The sequence below is a fragment of the Geodermatophilus sp. SYSU D01036 genome (genome assembly GCF_054050435.1).
On sequence record NZ_JBJGZJ010000002.1, the window covers coordinates 340023 to 354703 of the forward strand.

A 14681-nucleotide genomic window follows, 5' to 3' on the forward strand; every position below is an offset into this window, starting at 1 on the left:
CGTCGTCGCCCCTGGCCCGGCCGCCCCGGCCGGGTGGTGCAGGCCGGCCCCGAGGGCGGCGGGTCCTGCCTGCTGCCGCCCTCCTGGACGACGAGAGGCCGGGCTCCCGACGACGGGGAGCCCGGCCTCTCGCGCGGTGACCGGCGGCTCAGGCGGCCGGGCCGTAGGTGAGGTGCGCGACGCCGTTGCTCAGCGCCTCGACGCCGACCAGCGACAGCTTCTGCTTCGTGCCCTCGGGGAACAGGTGGATGCCCTCGCCGACGGCGACCGGGTACACGTACAGGTGCAGCTCGTCGACCAGCCCGTCGGCGACCAGCGCCCGCACGAGGGTGGCGCTGCCGCTGACGTAGAGGTCCCGGTCGGCCTTGAGCTCCCGGATCCGGTCGGCGTCGTAGCCGCCGAGGGAGGTGGAGTTCCGCCACACGCCCTCGGCGTCGGCCAGCGTCGAGGAGACGACGTACTTGGTCGTGTCGTTGAAGAACGGCGCGCCGGGGTCGTCCTCGACGGTCCGGGTGGACCACGCCGGCGCGAACATCTCGAAGGTCGTGCGGCCGAGCAGGATGCCCGTCGCCGGCGCGGTGATCGACCCGATGGAGGCGGCCAGGTCGTCGGGGAACCCGTAGTCGACCGTCCACATCGGTGCGTCGACGACCCCGTCGACGGTGGTGAACTCGTGCACCCGGATGACGCCCATGTCTGCTCCTCGGTCGGTCGGCCGGCCCCTGTCGGCCGGTCTCGTCGGGGCAGACACTGGCCGATCCCGTTTCTCATCGGTGGCGGACCCGCCGTGCTGCACGATGCGGGCATGGAGTCGACCCCGCCGGTGCCCGATGCGTACACGCTGCGCGCCGTCGTCGAGCTGGAGGTGGCGCTCGAGGCGGGGACGGCGGTCGACGCCGCGCACGCCGTCGTCGGGGACCTGGCGGTGCGGGCCTTCGGCCCCGGGGTGTTCGGCTGGATCGGCGAGGCGCTGGCCGCCGAGGGCCGGGACCCCGAGGGCTGGGCGGCGCTGCTCACCGACGACGACCTCGCCGGCCGCGTCCTCGCGCACCTGCGGGACCGCGCCGGCGACGACGGCACCGGGGCGGGCGACCTCGTGTGGTCGGCCTCCCCGCCCGGTGGCGGCCCCGGCCGGGAGCGGCTCCGGCGGGCGGTCCGCCGCCGCCGGCAGGCCGCCCTCACGGCCGCGCTGCTGCCGCGGCCCCCGCGGGTGGCCGGGCGCGCCCGCCGCGACTGACGCGCCAAGCCGGGCGCACCCGCCGCCCGCGTCCGGATCGGGCGCACCATGGGGGTGATGGCACTGGACAGGGTCGCCCGGCTGGACGCGGCCGTGGAGCGGGACGGCCCCACCTGCATCTGGTGCGGCCGCGGGCTCACGGGGCACGTTCCCCCGACCACCGAGCACGTCGTGCCGCGGGTCAAGGGCGGCCCGTCGTGGCTGGAGAACGAGGTGGCCGCCTGCCGGCGGTGCAACGGTGAGCGCGGGCACACCGCGCCGGTCGAGTGGCTGGAGGAGTGCCTGCGCCGCGGCTGGCCCGCCGACGAGGAGCGGCTGGCCCGCGTCCTGACCGGGCTGGCCGAGGCGATCGCCGCCCGCGGCGGGCAGCGCCGGGCCCGGCCGTACCTGGAGTCCCAGCTGCGCCGGCTGCGCCGCCGCGGTGTCGTCGTCGCCCGGTCCGCCTAGCCTGGCCCGCGTGAGCGCGGGGACGGTCGTCGGCATCTCGGTCTACCCGGTCCGCGGCTGCGCCGGGACGCCCCTGCGGTCCGCCGACGTCGGCCCCGCCGGGCTGGCCGGGGACCGCGAGACCGCCGTCGTCGACGCCGACGGCCGGGTGCTGCGCGGCAGGGACGCCCCCGAGCTGGCCGGCGTCACCCCCACCGGCCACCCCGACCTCGACGCCGCCGCCGTCGCCGCGGCGCTGGGCCGGCCGGTGCGCCTCGAGCCGCTGACCGGCCGCCCCGAGGGCGCCGCGGCGGTGCACCTGGTCTCCCGGCAGGCGCTGGACCGGGCGGCGGCCGGCGTCGTCCCGGCCGGCTGCGGCACCGAGGACCCGCGGGCCAACCTGCTCCTCGACCTGCCCGCCGACGACGAGCGGACCTGGGTGGGCCGCCGGCTGCGGCTGGGCTCGGCCGTGCTGCAGGTCACGCGGCTGCCGCGGCACTGCCTGGGCGTCTACGCCGAGGTGGCCGAGCCGGGGACGGTCACGGTCGGCGACGAGGTCCTCCCCACGTAGTCGGGTCCCCGGGGCCGGTGCGGACGCTCGTTAGGCTGGCCGGTGCGCGTCCGCCTCCGGCCGGGCGCCGTCCGAGCACCTCGCGACCCCCCAGGAGCCCCCGTGTCCGCCGCGCCCACCCCTGCCGCAACCGCCCCGATCCGGGTGCCGGCCGGGACGACGGCCGAGCAGGCGCTCAAGGAGGCCGGGGTCGCGCTCAAGGGCCCCGACGGTGCCGTCGTCGTCCGCGACCTCGCCACCGGCGACCTGCGCGACCTCGCCTGGGCCCCCGACGCCGACGCCGAGGTCGAGCCCGTCCCCGCCGCCAGCCCCGAGGGCCGCGCGGTCATCCGGCACTCGACCGCGCACGTGCTCGCCCAGGCCGTGCAGGACCTGTTCCCCGGCACCCGGCTGGGCATCGGCCCGCCGGTGGAGAACGGCTTCTACTACGACTTCGACCCGGAGAAGCCGTTCACCCCCGAGGACCTGCAGGCGCTGGAGAAGCGCATGCAGCAGATCGTCAAGGCCGGGCAGCGCTTCTCCCGCCGGGAGGTCAGCGACGACGACGCCCGCGCCGAGCTCGCGCACGAGCCGTACAAGCTCGAGCTGATCGGCCTGAAGGGCGGCGAGGCCGCGTCCTCCGGTGACGGCGCCGACGTCGAGGTCGGCGGCGCGCAGCTGACCATGTACGACAACCTCGACCCGCGCACCGGTGAGCGCGTGTGGACCGACCTGTGCCGCGGCCCGCACCTGCCGCGCACCTCGACCATCCCGGCGTTCAGCCTCACCCGGTCGGCGGCGGCCTACTGGCGCGGGAGCGAGAAGAACCCGCAGCTGCAGCGGGTCTACGGCACCGCGTGGGAGAGCCGCGAGGCGCACAAGGCCTACCTGGAGCAGGTCGCCGAGGCCGAGCGCCGCGACCACCGCCGGCTGGGCGCCGAGCTGGACCTGTTCAGCTTCCCCGACGAGATTGGGTCGGGCCTGGCGGTGTTCCACCCCAAGGGAGGCGTCGTCCGGCGGGAGCTGGAGGCCTACAGCCGGCAGCGGCACGAGGAGGGCGGCTACTCCTTCGTCAACACCCCGCACATCACCAAGGGCCGGCTGTTCGAGATCTCCGGCCACCTCGACTGGTACGCCGAGGGCATGTACCCGCCCATGCAGCTCGACGAGGAGCGCGACGCCGACGGCACCGTCCGCAGGCAGGGGCAGGACTACTACCTCAAGCCCATGAACTGCCCGATGCACAACCTGGTGTTCGGGTCCCGCGGCCGGTCCTACCGCGAGCTGCCGCTGCGGCTGTTCGAGTTCGGCACCGTCTACCGGTACGAGAAGTCCGGCGTCATCCACGGGCTCACCCGCGCCCGCGGCTTCACCCAGGACGACGCGCACATCTACTGCACCCCCGAGCAGATGGCCGGGGAGCTGCGCGGGCTGCTCGACTTCGTGCTCGGCCTGCTCGCCGACTACGGCCTCTCCGACTTCCACCTGGAGCTGTCCACCCGCAACCCGGACAAGTCCGTGGGGTCGGACGAGAGCTGGGAGGTCGCCACCGAGGCGCTGCGGCAGGCGGCGCTGGACTCCGGCCTCGAGCTCGTGCCCGACCCCGGCGGCGCGGCGTTCTACGGCCCGAAGATCTCCGTGCAGGCCCGCGACGCCATCGGCCGCAGCTGGCAGATGTCGACCATCCAGGTGGACTTCAACCTGCCCGAGCGGTTCGGCCTCGAGTACACCGCCGCCGACGGCTCCCGCCAGCGGCCGGTGATGCTGCACCGGGCGCTGTTCGGCTCGATCGAGCGCTTCTTCGCCGTCCTCACCGAGCACTACGCCGGCGCCTTCCCCGCCTGGCTCGCTCCGGTGCAGGTGGTCGGCATCCCGGTCACCGACGACCAGGTCGGTTACCTGGACGACGTCGCGCTGAAGCTGCGCGCCCGCGGCATCCGGGTCGAGGTCGACGACTCCGACGACCGCATGCAGAAGAAGATCCGCAACGCCAGCAAGCAGAAGGTGCCCTTCGTGCTCATCGCCGGGGCCACCGACGCCGAGGCCGGCGCGGTCTCCTTCCGCTACCGCGACGGCAGCCAGCGCAACGGCGTGCCGGTCGACGAGGCCGTCGACGCCGTCGCCGCCTGGGTGGCCGCGCGGCACAACGCCGACCCGACGGCGGACGCGCCCCTGGAGTCGCGGTGACCGTGGGGCCCGACGGCTTCACGGTCCCCGTCTCCGCCGACGACGGCGGGCCGGCCGCCGTCTTCGAGCACCTGTGGACGCCCTACCGCATGGCTTACATCCGGGGCTCGGGCAAGCCCACCGGCGAGCACGACTGCCCGTTCTGCCTCATCCCGTCCATGCCGGACGAGCAGGGACTGGTCGTGGCGCGCGGCGCGACCGTCTTCGCGGTGCTGAACCTCTACCCCTACAACGCCGGGCACCTCATGGTGGTCCCGTACCGGCACGTGCCCGACTACACCGACCTGACCGACGCCGAGGTCGCCGAGCTGGGCGCGTTCACGCAGACGGCGATGCGGGTGGTGCGGCAGGTGACCGGAGCACACGGTTTCAACATCGGGATGAACCAGGGATCGGTGGCGGGGGCCGGCATCGCCGACCACCTGCACCAGCACGCGGTGCCGCGCTGGGGCGGCGACACGAACTTCATGCCGGTCATCGGCCTCACCCGGGTGCTGCCGCAGGTGCTGGCCGAGACCCGCAGGCTGCTGGCCGCGGCCTGGCCGGGCGCGGCGTCGCCGGCACCGCCGACCGCGCCGACGGGGGACTGACCGTGCTGGGGTCGGGTGCCCGGGCGGCCGTCGGCCGGTTCTGGGCACCGGTGGTCACCCGGCTGGCGCGGGCCGGGGTGACGCCGGACGCGATCACGGTCACCGGGACGGTCGGCGCGATCGCCGCGGCGGTCACCCTCATCGCCACCGGGCACCTGTTCTGGGGCGCGTTCACCGTCACGCTGTTCGTGCTGCTCGACATGCTCGACGGCGCGCTCGCGCGGGCCCGCGGCGGCGGGTCGGCGTTCGGCGCGGTGCTGGACTCGACCTGCGACCGCGCCGTCGACGCCGCGGTCTTCGGGGCGCTGGTGTGGTGGTACACCGGCGCGGGCGACGACCGGCTGCTCGCGCTGCTGGCGATGGTGGGGCTCGTCCTCGGCGTGCTGACCAGCTACATCAAGGCGCGGGCCGAGGGCGTCGGCATCCCGTGCGACGTCGGCCTGGTCGAGCGCACCGAGCGGCTGATCCTGGTGCTCGCCGGCACGGGCCTCACCGGCCTGGGCCTCCCGTACGCCGTCGACGTGGGGCTGTGGCTGCTGGTGGTGGGCGGCGCGGTGACCGTCGCCCAGCGGGTGGCCGCCGTCCACCGCGGCGCCCGCGGGACGTCGCTGACGCCGACGGCGCCGGCCCCGTGAGCGGCCTCCGGGCGCGGGCGGCCGCGCGCGCCACCGACCTCGGCTACGCCGCGGGCTGGCAGGCGGTGCAGTGGCTGCCCGAGCCGGTGGCCCGCGGCGCGTTCGACGCGGTCGCCCGCTTCGCCGCCGGCCGCGAGGGCCGTGGCACCCGCCAGCTGCGGGCCAACCTGCGCGTGGCCACCGGCGGCAAGCTCGCCGAGGACGAGCTCGACGCGCTCACCGCCCGCGCGCTGCGCTCCTACGCCCGGTACTGGCAGGAGGCCTTCCGGCTGCCCCGCCTGGGCACCGCGCGGGTGCTGCGCGACACCGTCGTCCCCGGGATCGACCACCTCGCCCGCGCCCGCGCGCAGGGCCGGCCGGTGATCCTGGCGCTGCCGCACAGCGGCAACTGGGACGCCGCCGGGGTGTGGTTCCTCGACTGGCTCGGCGAGCCGTTCATGACCGTCGCCGAGCGGCTGCGGCCGGAGTCGCTGTACGAGCGGTTCCTCGCCTACCGGGAGACCCTCGGCATGCGGGTGGTGCCGCTGACCGGCGGGGAGCGGCCGAGCTCGGCGGTGCTGCGGGAGTGGCTGGAGGCCGGGCGCTCGGTGTGCCTGCTGGTCGACCGGGACCTCGGCTCCGGCGGCGTGCCGGTCGAGTTCTTCGGCCGGCCGTCCACCATGCCCGGCGGCCCCGCGCTGCTGGCGGCGCAGACCGGCGCCTCGCTGCACCCGGTCACCTGCCGGTTCAGCGAGCGCGGCTGGGTGCTGCAGGTCGGCGAGGAGGTGCCGCTGGACGGCGGGACCCGGCTGCGGGACCGGGTGGCGACGGCGATGCAGGGCGTTGCCGACGCGTTCACCGCCGACATCGCGCGGCAGCCGGAGGACTGGCACGTGCTCGGGCGCATCTGGGCCGACGTGCCGCCCGACCCGCCGGCGGGGGAGCGTCGCTGATGCGGATCGGCCTGGTCTGCCCCTACCAGTGGGACGTCCCCGGGGGCGTCCAGTACCACGTGCGCGACCTGGCCGAGACGCTGCGCGGGCTCGGCCACCACGTCGAGGTGCTCACCCCGGCCGAGCACGAGGAGTCGCTCACCGACCCCTGGCTCACCTGGGCCGGGCGCACCGTGCCGATCCCGTACAACGGCTCGATGGCCAGCGTGCAGTTCGGGCCGGTGTCCGCCGCGCGGGTGCGCCGCTGGCTGCGCGAGGGGCACTTCGACGTCGTCCACGTGCACGACCCGGCGCCGCCGTCGATCGGCCTGCTGGTGTGCATGATCGCCACGGGCCCGATCGTGGCCACCTTCCACGCCGCGACCGTGCGGTCGAAGTGGCTGGCCGCCTGGGGTCCGGTGGTGCGCCCGTGGCTGGAGAAGATCACCGGCCGGATCGCCGTGTCCGACTTCGCCCGCCGCGTGCAGGTCGAGCACCTCGGCGGGGACGCGGTGATCATCCCCAACGGCGTGCACGTGGGGTTCTTCGCCGAGGGCCCGACCCTGCCCGGGGCCGCGCGCGGCGTCGGCGGGCCGACGATCGGGTTCCTCGGCCGCTACGACGAGCCGCGCAAGGGCCTGCCGGTGCTGCTGGAGGCGATGCGGACCGTCGTCCGGGAGCACCCCGGCGCCCGGCTGCTGGTGGCCGGCCGCGGCGACCCCGACGCCCTGCGCGAGGCGGTGGGGGAGGACCTGCGCGCGCACGTGGCGCTGCTCGGCGAGATCCCCGAGGCCGACAAGGCCGCCTTCCTGCGCTCGGTGGACGTCTACTGCGCGCCCAACCTGCTCGGCGAGTCCTTCGGCGTGGTGCTCATCGAGGCCATGGCCGCCGGCGCGCCGATCGTGGCCAGCGACCTCGACGCGTTCGCGCGGGTGCTCGAGGACGGCGCGGCCGGGGTGCTGGTGCGCCGCGGGGACAGCGCGGCGCTGGCGCGGGCGCTGTCGGACCTGCTCGCCGACCCCGCCCGCCGGGCGGCGCTGTCGGCGACCGGCAGCGAGGTGGCCGCGGGCTACGACTGGCAGGTGGTCGCCCGCCGGGTGCTCGCCGTCTACGAGACCGTCGTGCTCCCCGGCGCAGGGGAGGTCACGGCCGGCGACGACGAGGCGTGGCCGGAGGTGACGGCCACCACCGACGGGGTGTTGCCCTCCCTGCTGAGGCGCGTCCGCCGCTAGCGTGGGCCGGTGTGACGCCCGGCGCCTGGTTGCTCGTCACCGCGGTCGTCGTCGTCCTCGTGCTGGCGTGGACCGCCTGGACGCTCACCCGGCTGCGGCGGCTGGAGGCCCGGGTCGCCCGCGCGCGGACGGTGCTCGAGGACCGGCTCCGCTCCCGCGCGGCGCTGGCCGAGGACCTGGCCGCCGGGTACAGCGCCGCGCTCGGTGAGGACCGCGCGACCCGGCTGAAGGCCGCCGCCTACGAGGCGCGGCGGACGCCGGCCGGCGACCGGGAGCTGGCCGAGAACGCCCTGGGCAGGGAGCTGCGCGCGCTGCCGGCGGAGCTGCCGAGGGTCCCCGCGGAGCTGCTCGCCGGGCTGGCCGAGGCGGAGGCCCGGATGGCCCTGGCCCGGCGCTTCTACAACGACGCCGTCCGGGACACCGCGCTGCTGCGCCAGCGGCGGCTGCCCCGGCTGCTGCGGCTGCACGCCGACCGGCCGCTGCCGCGGTTCTTCGACGTCGAGGACGGCCTGGACGCGGTCCCCACGGGCGCCGGCACACCGCGCGGCTGAACCCGCCTACGCTGGGCCGGGTCGCGCGGTCGTGCGGCCTGCCCGCCGCACCACCCAGGAGCAGCCGTGTCCGACCCCGCCCTCCCCGTCACCGGAACCTCCCGCGTCAAGCGCGGCCTCGCCGAGCAGCTCAAGGGCGGCGTCATCATGGACGTCGTCACGCCCGAGCAGGCGAGGATCGCGGAGGACGCCGGCGCGGTCGCCGTCATGGCGCTCGAGCGGGTGCCCGCCGACATCCGCGCCCAGGGCGGCATCGCGCGGATGAGCGACCCCGACATGATCGACGGGATCGTCTCCGCCGTCTCCATCCCCGTGATGGCCAAGGCCCGCATCGGGCACTTCGTCGAGGCGCAGGTGCTGCAGAGCCTCGGCGTCGACTACGTCGACGAGTCCGAGGTGCTCACCCCGGCCGACGAGGCGCACCACATCGACAAGCACGCGTTCACCGTGCCGTTCGTCTGCGGCGCCACCGACCTGGGCGAGGCGCTGCGGCGGATCGCCGAGGGCGCGGCCATGATCCGGTCGAAGGGCGAGGCCGGCACGGGCAACGTCGTCGAGGCGACGCGGCACGTGCGGGCGATCCGGGCCGGCATCCGGCGGCTGGGCACCCTCGACGGGACCGAGCTGTTCGTCGCGGCCAAGGAGCTGCGCGCGCCGTACGACCTGGTGGCCGAGGTGGCCCGCACCGGGAAGCTGCCGGTCGTGCTGTTCACCGCCGGCGGCATCGCCACCCCCGCGGACGCGGCGATGATGATGCAGCTCGGCGCCGAGGGCGTGTTCGTCGGCTCGGGCGTCTTCAAGTCCGGCGACCCCGCCCGGCGCGCCGCCGCGATCGTCCAGGCGACGACGTTCCACGACGACCCCGACGTGATCGCCAAGGTCTCCCGCGGGCTGGGCGAGGCCATGGTCGGGATCGACGTGGACACGCTGCCCGACTCGCAGCGGTTCGCCGCGCGCGGCTGGTGAGCGCGCCCCGGATCGGGGTGCTCGCGCTGCAGGGCGACGTCCGCGAGCACCTCGCGGTCCTGACCGGGCTCGGCGCGGACGCGGTGCCGGTGCGGCGCCCCGCCGAGCTGGCCGCCGTCGACGGGCTGGTCCTGCCCGGCGGCGAGTCGACCACGATGGCGAACCTCGCCGTCCGCACCGGGCTGCTCGAGCCGCTGCGCGCCGCCGTCCGCGGCGGGCTGCCGGTGTACGGCACCTGCGCCGGGCTGGTGCTGCTGGCCGACCGGCTCCTCGACGCCCCGCCCGGCCAGCAGACGATCGGCGGCCTCGACGTCACCGTGCGGCGCAACGCCTTCGGCCGGCAGGCCGACTCCTTCGAGTCCCGCGTCGCGGTGGAGGGCGTGCCCGGCGGCCCGCTGTCGGCCGTGTTCATCCGCGCGCCGTGGGTCGAGGAGGCCGGGCCGGGGGTGCAGGTCCTCGGGCGGGTCGAGGGCGGAGCGGCCGACGGTAGGATCGTCGCGGTGCGCCAGGGCGACGTCGTGGCCACCAGCTTCCACCCCGAGCTGACCGGGGACACCCGGGTCCACGCGTTGTTCGTGGAGATCGTGCGGCGCGTGGCCGGCGGGGCGGTCGCAGTCCCCAGCGGCGCCGGTGCCGGCGCCCCCGACCTCGGAGGAGCACAGTGAGCGGCCATTCCAAGTGGGCGACCACGAAGCACAAGAAGGCCGCCATCGACGCCAAGCGCGGCAAGCTGTTCGCCAAGCTGACCAAGAACATCGAGGTCGCGGCGCGCACCGGCGGCGGTGACCCCGCGGGCAACCCGACGCTCTACGACGCCATCCAGAAGGCGAAGAAGTCCTCGGTCCCCAACGACAACATCGACCGCGCGGTCAAGCGCGGCTCGGGCGCCGAGGCCGGCGGCGTCGAGTACCAGTCGATCACCTACGAGGGCTACGCCTCCGGCGGCGTCGCGGTGCTCATCGAGTGCCTCACCGACAACCGCAACCGGTCCGCCTCCGAGGTGCGCACCGCGATGACCCGCAACGGCGGCTCGATGGCCGACCCCGGCTCGGTGTCCTACCTGTTCACCCGCAAGGGCGTCGTCGTCGTCCCCAAGGCCGACGGCGTCGACGAGGACACCGTGCTCATGGCGGTCCTCGACGCCGGCGCCGAGGAGGTCCGCGACCTCGGCGACACCTTCGAGGTCGTCTCCGAGCCCGGTGACCTGGTCGCCGTCCGCACCGCGCTGCAGGACGCCGGCATCGACTACGACTCCGCCGAGGCCGGGTTCGTGCCCAGCGTCACCGTCGAGCTCGACGAGGAGGGCGCCGGCAAGGTGTTCCGCCTCATCGACGCGCTCGAGGACCTCGACGACGTCCAGAACGTGTACGCCAACTACGACGTCTCCGACGAGGTGCTCGAGAAGGTCGGCTGAGGCGCCACCGCCGCCCCACGCGTCCCGGACACCCCAGCGGTGGCGGCCCGATCCGGACCGCCGGCCCCAGCATGGGGCGACGCGCCGCCTCCCGCGGCGCCCGGTGGACGCGGGTGGGCAGGTGGCGCGCGGGTCGTCCGCGCCGGCGTGGTCCTGCTGCTGGCCGCCGGCGTGCTCGGCGTCGTCGCGCCGCCCACCCCCGGCGCCGCGGCGACGGTCCGCCCGCCGGCGGTCCAGGCCGCACCGGCCGACGGTGACCCGGTGGGCCGCCGCGCCCCGGTGGGGCTGGTGCCCCGGGTGACCGCCGCACCGGTGCCCGCGGCGCCGGCCGCGGGGCCCAGCGTGGAGCCGCCGCCGTCCGAGGCGCCGGAGGCCGCGGTGGCCGCCGTCGCCGCTGTCGCCGAGCCCACGCCGGAGCCCGCGCCCGCCGCCCTGCCGCTGGACGTCGACGCCGGCGGGTCGGCCCAGGTCGTCACCGTCGTCGCCGCCTCCTCCGGCGCGACCACCGCGCAGCTCACCGCCTGGGAGCTCGGGCCGGGCGGCTGGACGGCGGTGCTCGGCCCGTGGCCGGCCCGGGTCGGCGCGTCCGGCGTCGGCGCCGCGCGCGAGGGCAGCACCCGCACCCCGGCCGGCACCCTCCCGCTGACCGAGGCGTTCGGCCGCGCCGCGGACCCGGGCACCGGCCTGGCCTACCGGCAGGTGGACGAGCAGGACTGGTGGGTCTCCGACGTCGCCAGCCCGCTGTACAACCGGCACGCCCGGTGCGCCCCCGGCACCTGCCCGTTCGACGAGGCGGCGGGGGAGAACCTGCTCGCGGCCGGCGCCGTCTACGACTACGCCGTGGTCATCGGCCACAACCCCGCGGGGACGCCGGGCGCGGGGTCGGCGTTCTTCCTGCACGTCAGCAACGGCGCCCCGACCGCGGGCTGCGTGGCGATCGAGCGCGGTCGGCTGCAGGAGCTGCTGCGGTGGCTGGACCCGGGCGCGGCGCCGCTGGTGGCGATCGGCGTCGCCTGACGACCCGCGCACCGCGCCGCGTGTTGCGCGACGGCGCCGTCGTCGGGGACGGTTACGGTTGCGGTCGAACACGCGTTCGGTGAGAGGGGGAGCGGGCATGCGGGTGCTCGGCATCGACCCGGGGCTGACCCGGTGCGGCTGGGGTGTGGTCGACGGCCGTCCCGGCGCACGCCCGGCCGCCGTGGGCGTCGGCGTGATCCGCAGCTCCGCGGACCTGGACCTGGAGCTGCGGCTGCTGGAGCTGCACACCCAGGTCACCGCGCTGCTGCGCGAGCACCGGCCCGACGTCGTGGCCATCGAGCGGGTGTTCACCCAGAACAACAAGGGCACCGCCACCGGCACCGCGCAGGCGGCCGGGGTGGCGGCGCTGGCCGCGGCCCAGGCCGACCGGCCGGTCGCCTGGCACACGCCCAGCGAGGTCAAGGCGGCCATCTCCGGCAACGGCCGCGCGGACAAGGAGCAGGTCACCCTCATGGTCACCCGGGTGCTGGGGCTGGCGTCGGCCCCCAAGCCGGCCGACGCCGCCGACGCGCTGGCGCTGGCGGTCTGCCACGTGTGGCGCGGCCCGGCCCAGGACCGGCTGCGGGTCGCGGCGATCGCCGGCGGCATCGGCGCGCCGGTGGTGCAGCGGACACTGCCGCGCTGGCAGGGGGTGTCCCGGTGATCGCCTCGGTGAGCGGCCGGGTCGCCGCGGTCGGCCCCGAGGGCGCGGTGGTCGAGGTCGGCGGCATCGGCCTGGCCGTGCAGTGCACGCCCGGCACCATCGCCCGGCTCACCGTCGGGGAGGACGCCCGCCTGGCGACCAGCCTGGTCGTGCGCGAGGACTCCCTGACCCTCTACGGCTTCGCCGACGACGACGAGCGGCAGCTGTTCGAGCTGCTGCAGACCGCCAACGGCGTCGGCCCGCGGCTGGCGCAGGCGGTGCTGGCCATCCACCCGCCGCGCGAGGTGCGCCGCGCGGTGTCCATGGCCGACGTCAAGGCGCTCACCCAGGTGCCCGGCATCGGCAAGAAGGGCGCCGAGCGGCTGATCCTCGAGCTGCGCGACCGGCTGGGCCCGACCACCACCGACACGCAGCTGGACGGGCCCGCCCCGGCCGGTCTCGCGCCGGTCACCCCGGTGGCGCCCTGGCGCGACCAGCTGTCCTCGGCGCTGGTCGGGCTCGGCTGGTCCACCAAGGAGGCCGACACCGCCCTCACCGCCCTCGCGCCGGTCGCCGACGAGCAGCTCACCGGCACCGGCCGGGTCGACGTCGCGCTGCTGCTGCGCCAGGCGCTGCAGCTGCTGGGCCGGTCGTGAGCGCCCCGTTCGACCGGTCGCTGACCGGCGAGGTGGAGTCCGGGGTCAGCCGCGACTTCGCCGTCTCCCCGCAGGCCGGGGACGAGGAGCGGGTGGTCGAGTCCGCGCTGCGGCCGCACTCGCTGCACGACTTCATCGGCCAGCCGAAGGTCGCCCGCCAGCTCGCGCTGGTCCTCGAGGGCGCCAAGCGCCGGGGCCGGCCGCCGGACCACGTGCTGCTGTCCGGCCCGCCCGGGCTCGGCAAGACCAGCCTCGCGCTGATCATCGGCTCGGAGCTCGGCACCTCGGTGAAGATCACCAGCGGCCCGGCGATCGAGCGCTCCGGCGACCTCGCCGCGATGCTGTCCAACCTCGGCCCCGGCGACGTGCTGTTCATCGACGAGATCCACCGCATCGCGCGGCCCGCCGAGGAACTGCTGTACATGGCGATGGAGGACTTCCGGGTCGACGTCGTCGTCGGCAAGGGGCCCGGCGCCACCGCGATCCCGCTGGAGATCAACCCGTTCACCCTGGTCGGCGCCACCACCCGCGCGGGACTGCTGACCGGGCCGCTGCGCGACCGGTTCGGCTTCGTCGGGCAGATGGAGTTCTACGAGCCGGCCGAGCTGCAGCAGGTCCTCGCCCGCAGCGCCGCGCTGCTCGGCGTCGAGCTCACCGACGACGGCTCGGCCGAGATCGCCGGCCGCTCCCGCGGGACGCCGCGCATCGCCAACCGGCTGCTGCGCCGGGTGCGCGACTACGCCGAGGTCGAGGCCGACGGCCGGGTCACCCGCGCCGTCGCGCAGGCCGCGCTGGCGCTCTACGACGTCGACGACCTGGGGCTGGACCGGCTGGACCGGGCGGTGCTCGAGGCGCTGGTCGTGCGCTTCTCCGGCGGGCCGGTCGGCGTGTCCACGCTGGCGGTCGCGGTGGGGGAGGAGCCGAGCACCGTCGAGGAGGTGTGCGAGCCGTTCCTCGTGCGCGCCGGCCTGCTCGCCCGCACCCCCCGCGGGCGGGTGGCCACCGAGGCGGCCTGGCGGCACCTCGGCCACCCGGTGCCGCGCGGCGGCATCCCCCTCGGGGGTGTCACAGCCGTCCCGCGTGACCCGGGCGCGTCGTCGGAACCCCTGTTCGACGCCTAGACTCATCGGCGCTGGCGCGCAACTCGGCCCTCCCCGGGCCGACCGGTCCCGGCCGTGCGATCCCGTGTCGGCGCGGACGGTGCCCCGCGCGCCACGACCGACGTACCCGAGCGGTCCCGACCCGGGCCGCACCGACCGCGCGCAGCCGCGCGGTAGAGAGGCACTCCCGTCGTGGAACTGTTCCCCCTGCTCCTGCTCGTGCTGGCGTTCGTGGCGCTGGTCGTGCTCCCCGCGCGGGCCCGCAAGCGCCAGCAGAACCAGACGCAGTCGGCGCTGGCGATCGGCGTGCCGGTCACCATGGCCGGCGGCGTGTACGGCACGGTGGCCGGTCTCGCCGACCCGGCCACCATCCAGGTCCAGATCGCCCCGGGCGTCGTCGTGACCTACGCCCGGCAGGCGGTCCTCCAGGTCCGCCCGGTGGCCGGCGAGGTGCCCGGCCCGGTGGCGACCGGGGAGACCGTGGTCGAGCCCGCCCCGGACGAGACCACGCCCCGGGACGACCGGCCGGGCGACGGTCCCACCGGCAAGACCCTCTGACGGAGGAC

At 76.2% G+C, this 14681-nt stretch carries 18 protein-coding genes; 17 read left to right on the top strand and 1 reads right to left on the bottom strand.

Annotation, left to right across the window (positions count from 1 at the left end):
• Nucleotides 1–148 precede the first annotated feature (148 nt).
• Nucleotides 149–694 (bottom strand): dihydrofolate reductase family protein, encoded by a 546-nt coding sequence (locus ACI8AR_RS04065; RefSeq protein WP_456939017.1) that lies wholly within the window; start codon nt 692–694, stop codon nt 149–151.
• Between the two features lie 111 nt (nt 695–805).
• Between ACI8AR_RS04065 and ACI8AR_RS04070 the strand changes: the two genes are divergently transcribed.
• The 17 genes from ACI8AR_RS04070 (at nt 806) to ACI8AR_RS04150 (ending at nt 14673) form a co-directional block, all read left to right on the top strand.
• Complete coding sequence (locus ACI8AR_RS04070; protein WP_457049828.1) at nt 806–1237, top strand: hypothetical protein; 432 nt, start codon at nt 806–808, stop codon at nt 1235–1237.
• Nucleotides 1238–1294: 57 nt separating this feature from the next.
• Nucleotides 1295–1684, top strand: coding sequence for an HNH endonuclease (locus ACI8AR_RS04075; protein ID WP_457049829.1), 390 nt, complete (start codon nt 1295–1297; stop codon nt 1682–1684).
• A 10-nt stretch (nt 1685–1694) separates the two neighbouring features.
• Complete coding sequence (locus ACI8AR_RS04080; protein WP_457049830.1) at nt 1695–2234, top strand: MOSC N-terminal beta barrel domain-containing protein; 540 nt, start codon at nt 1695–1697, stop codon at nt 2232–2234.
• Nucleotides 2235–2336: 102 nt separating this feature from the next.
• Nucleotides 2337–4400 carry a threonine--tRNA ligase gene (thrS, locus tag ACI8AR_RS04085; RefSeq protein WP_457049831.1) on the top strand — a complete coding sequence of 688 codons (2064 nt, stop codon included), beginning with the start codon at nt 2337–2339 and terminating at the stop codon, nt 4398–4400.
• Nucleotides 4397–4990 (top strand): HIT family protein, encoded by a 594-nt coding sequence (locus tag ACI8AR_RS04090; protein ID WP_457049832.1) that lies wholly within the window; start codon nt 4397–4399, stop codon nt 4988–4990. The genes thrS and ACI8AR_RS04090 overlap by 4 nt, the downstream gene beginning before the upstream one ends.
• 2 nt (nt 4991–4992) lie before the next feature.
• Nucleotides 4993–5625: a phosphatidylinositol phosphate synthase gene (gene pgsA / locus ACI8AR_RS04095; protein ID WP_457049833.1), complete on the top strand. Its 633-nt coding sequence runs from the start codon at nt 4993–4995 to the stop codon at nt 5623–5625.
• Entirely contained in the window at nt 5622–6557 is a 936-nt protein-coding gene (locus tag ACI8AR_RS04100; RefSeq protein WP_457049834.1) for a phosphatidylinositol mannoside acyltransferase, read from the top strand. Before pgsA ends, ACI8AR_RS04100 begins: the two co-directional genes overlap by 4 nt.
• Nucleotides 6557–7768, top strand: a complete 1212-nt coding sequence (locus ACI8AR_RS04105; RefSeq protein WP_457049835.1) for a glycosyltransferase family 4 protein — start codon at nt 6557–6559, stop codon at nt 7766–7768. The genes ACI8AR_RS04100 and ACI8AR_RS04105 overlap by 1 nt, the downstream gene beginning before the upstream one ends.
• Before the next feature lie 11 nt (nt 7769–7779).
• Nucleotides 7780–8319, top strand: coding sequence for a hypothetical protein (locus ACI8AR_RS04110; RefSeq protein ID WP_457049836.1), 540 nt, complete (start codon nt 7780–7782; stop codon nt 8317–8319).
• A gap of 66 nt (nt 8320–8385) precedes the next feature.
• Nucleotides 8386–9285, top strand: coding sequence for a pyridoxal 5'-phosphate synthase lyase subunit PdxS (gene pdxS / locus ACI8AR_RS04115; RefSeq protein WP_457049837.1), 900 nt, complete (start codon nt 8386–8388; stop codon nt 9283–9285).
• Nucleotides 9282–9950, top strand: a complete 669-nt coding sequence (pdxT, locus tag ACI8AR_RS04120; RefSeq protein ID WP_457049838.1) for a pyridoxal 5'-phosphate synthase glutaminase subunit PdxT — start codon at nt 9282–9284, stop codon at nt 9948–9950. Before pdxS ends, pdxT begins: the two co-directional genes overlap by 4 nt.
• The gene (locus ACI8AR_RS04125; RefSeq protein WP_457049839.1) at nt 9947–10699 is read left to right on the top strand and encodes a YebC/PmpR family DNA-binding transcriptional regulator; all 753 of its coding nucleotides are present in this window, start codon (nt 9947–9949) and stop codon (nt 10697–10699) included. Before pdxT ends, ACI8AR_RS04125 begins: the two co-directional genes overlap by 4 nt.
• Nucleotides 10700–10846: 147 nt before the next feature.
• The gene (locus ACI8AR_RS04130) at nt 10847–11716 is read left to right on the top strand and encodes a L,D-transpeptidase family protein (RefSeq protein WP_457049840.1); all 870 of its coding nucleotides are present in this window, start codon (nt 10847–10849) and stop codon (nt 11714–11716) included.
• Between the two features lie 97 nt (nt 11717–11813).
• A complete protein-coding gene (ruvC, locus tag ACI8AR_RS04135; RefSeq protein WP_456926739.1) occupies nt 11814–12380 on the top strand; it encodes a crossover junction endodeoxyribonuclease RuvC in 567 nt (188 codons plus the stop codon).
• Nucleotides 12377–13015, top strand: coding sequence for a Holliday junction branch migration protein RuvA (gene ruvA, locus ACI8AR_RS04140; protein WP_457049841.1), 639 nt, complete (start codon nt 12377–12379; stop codon nt 13013–13015). Before ruvC ends, ruvA begins: the two co-directional genes overlap by 4 nt.
• Nucleotides 13012–14136 carry a Holliday junction branch migration DNA helicase RuvB gene (gene ruvB / locus ACI8AR_RS04145; RefSeq protein ID WP_457049842.1) on the top strand — a complete coding sequence of 375 codons (1125 nt, stop codon included), beginning with the start codon at nt 13012–13014 and terminating at the stop codon, nt 14134–14136. Before ruvA ends, ruvB begins: the two co-directional genes overlap by 4 nt.
• Before the next feature lie 171 nt (nt 14137–14307).
• A complete protein-coding gene (locus tag ACI8AR_RS04150; protein WP_457049843.1) occupies nt 14308–14673 on the top strand; it encodes a preprotein translocase subunit YajC in 366 nt (121 codons plus the stop codon).
• Nucleotides 14674–14681: the final 8 nt, after the last annotated feature.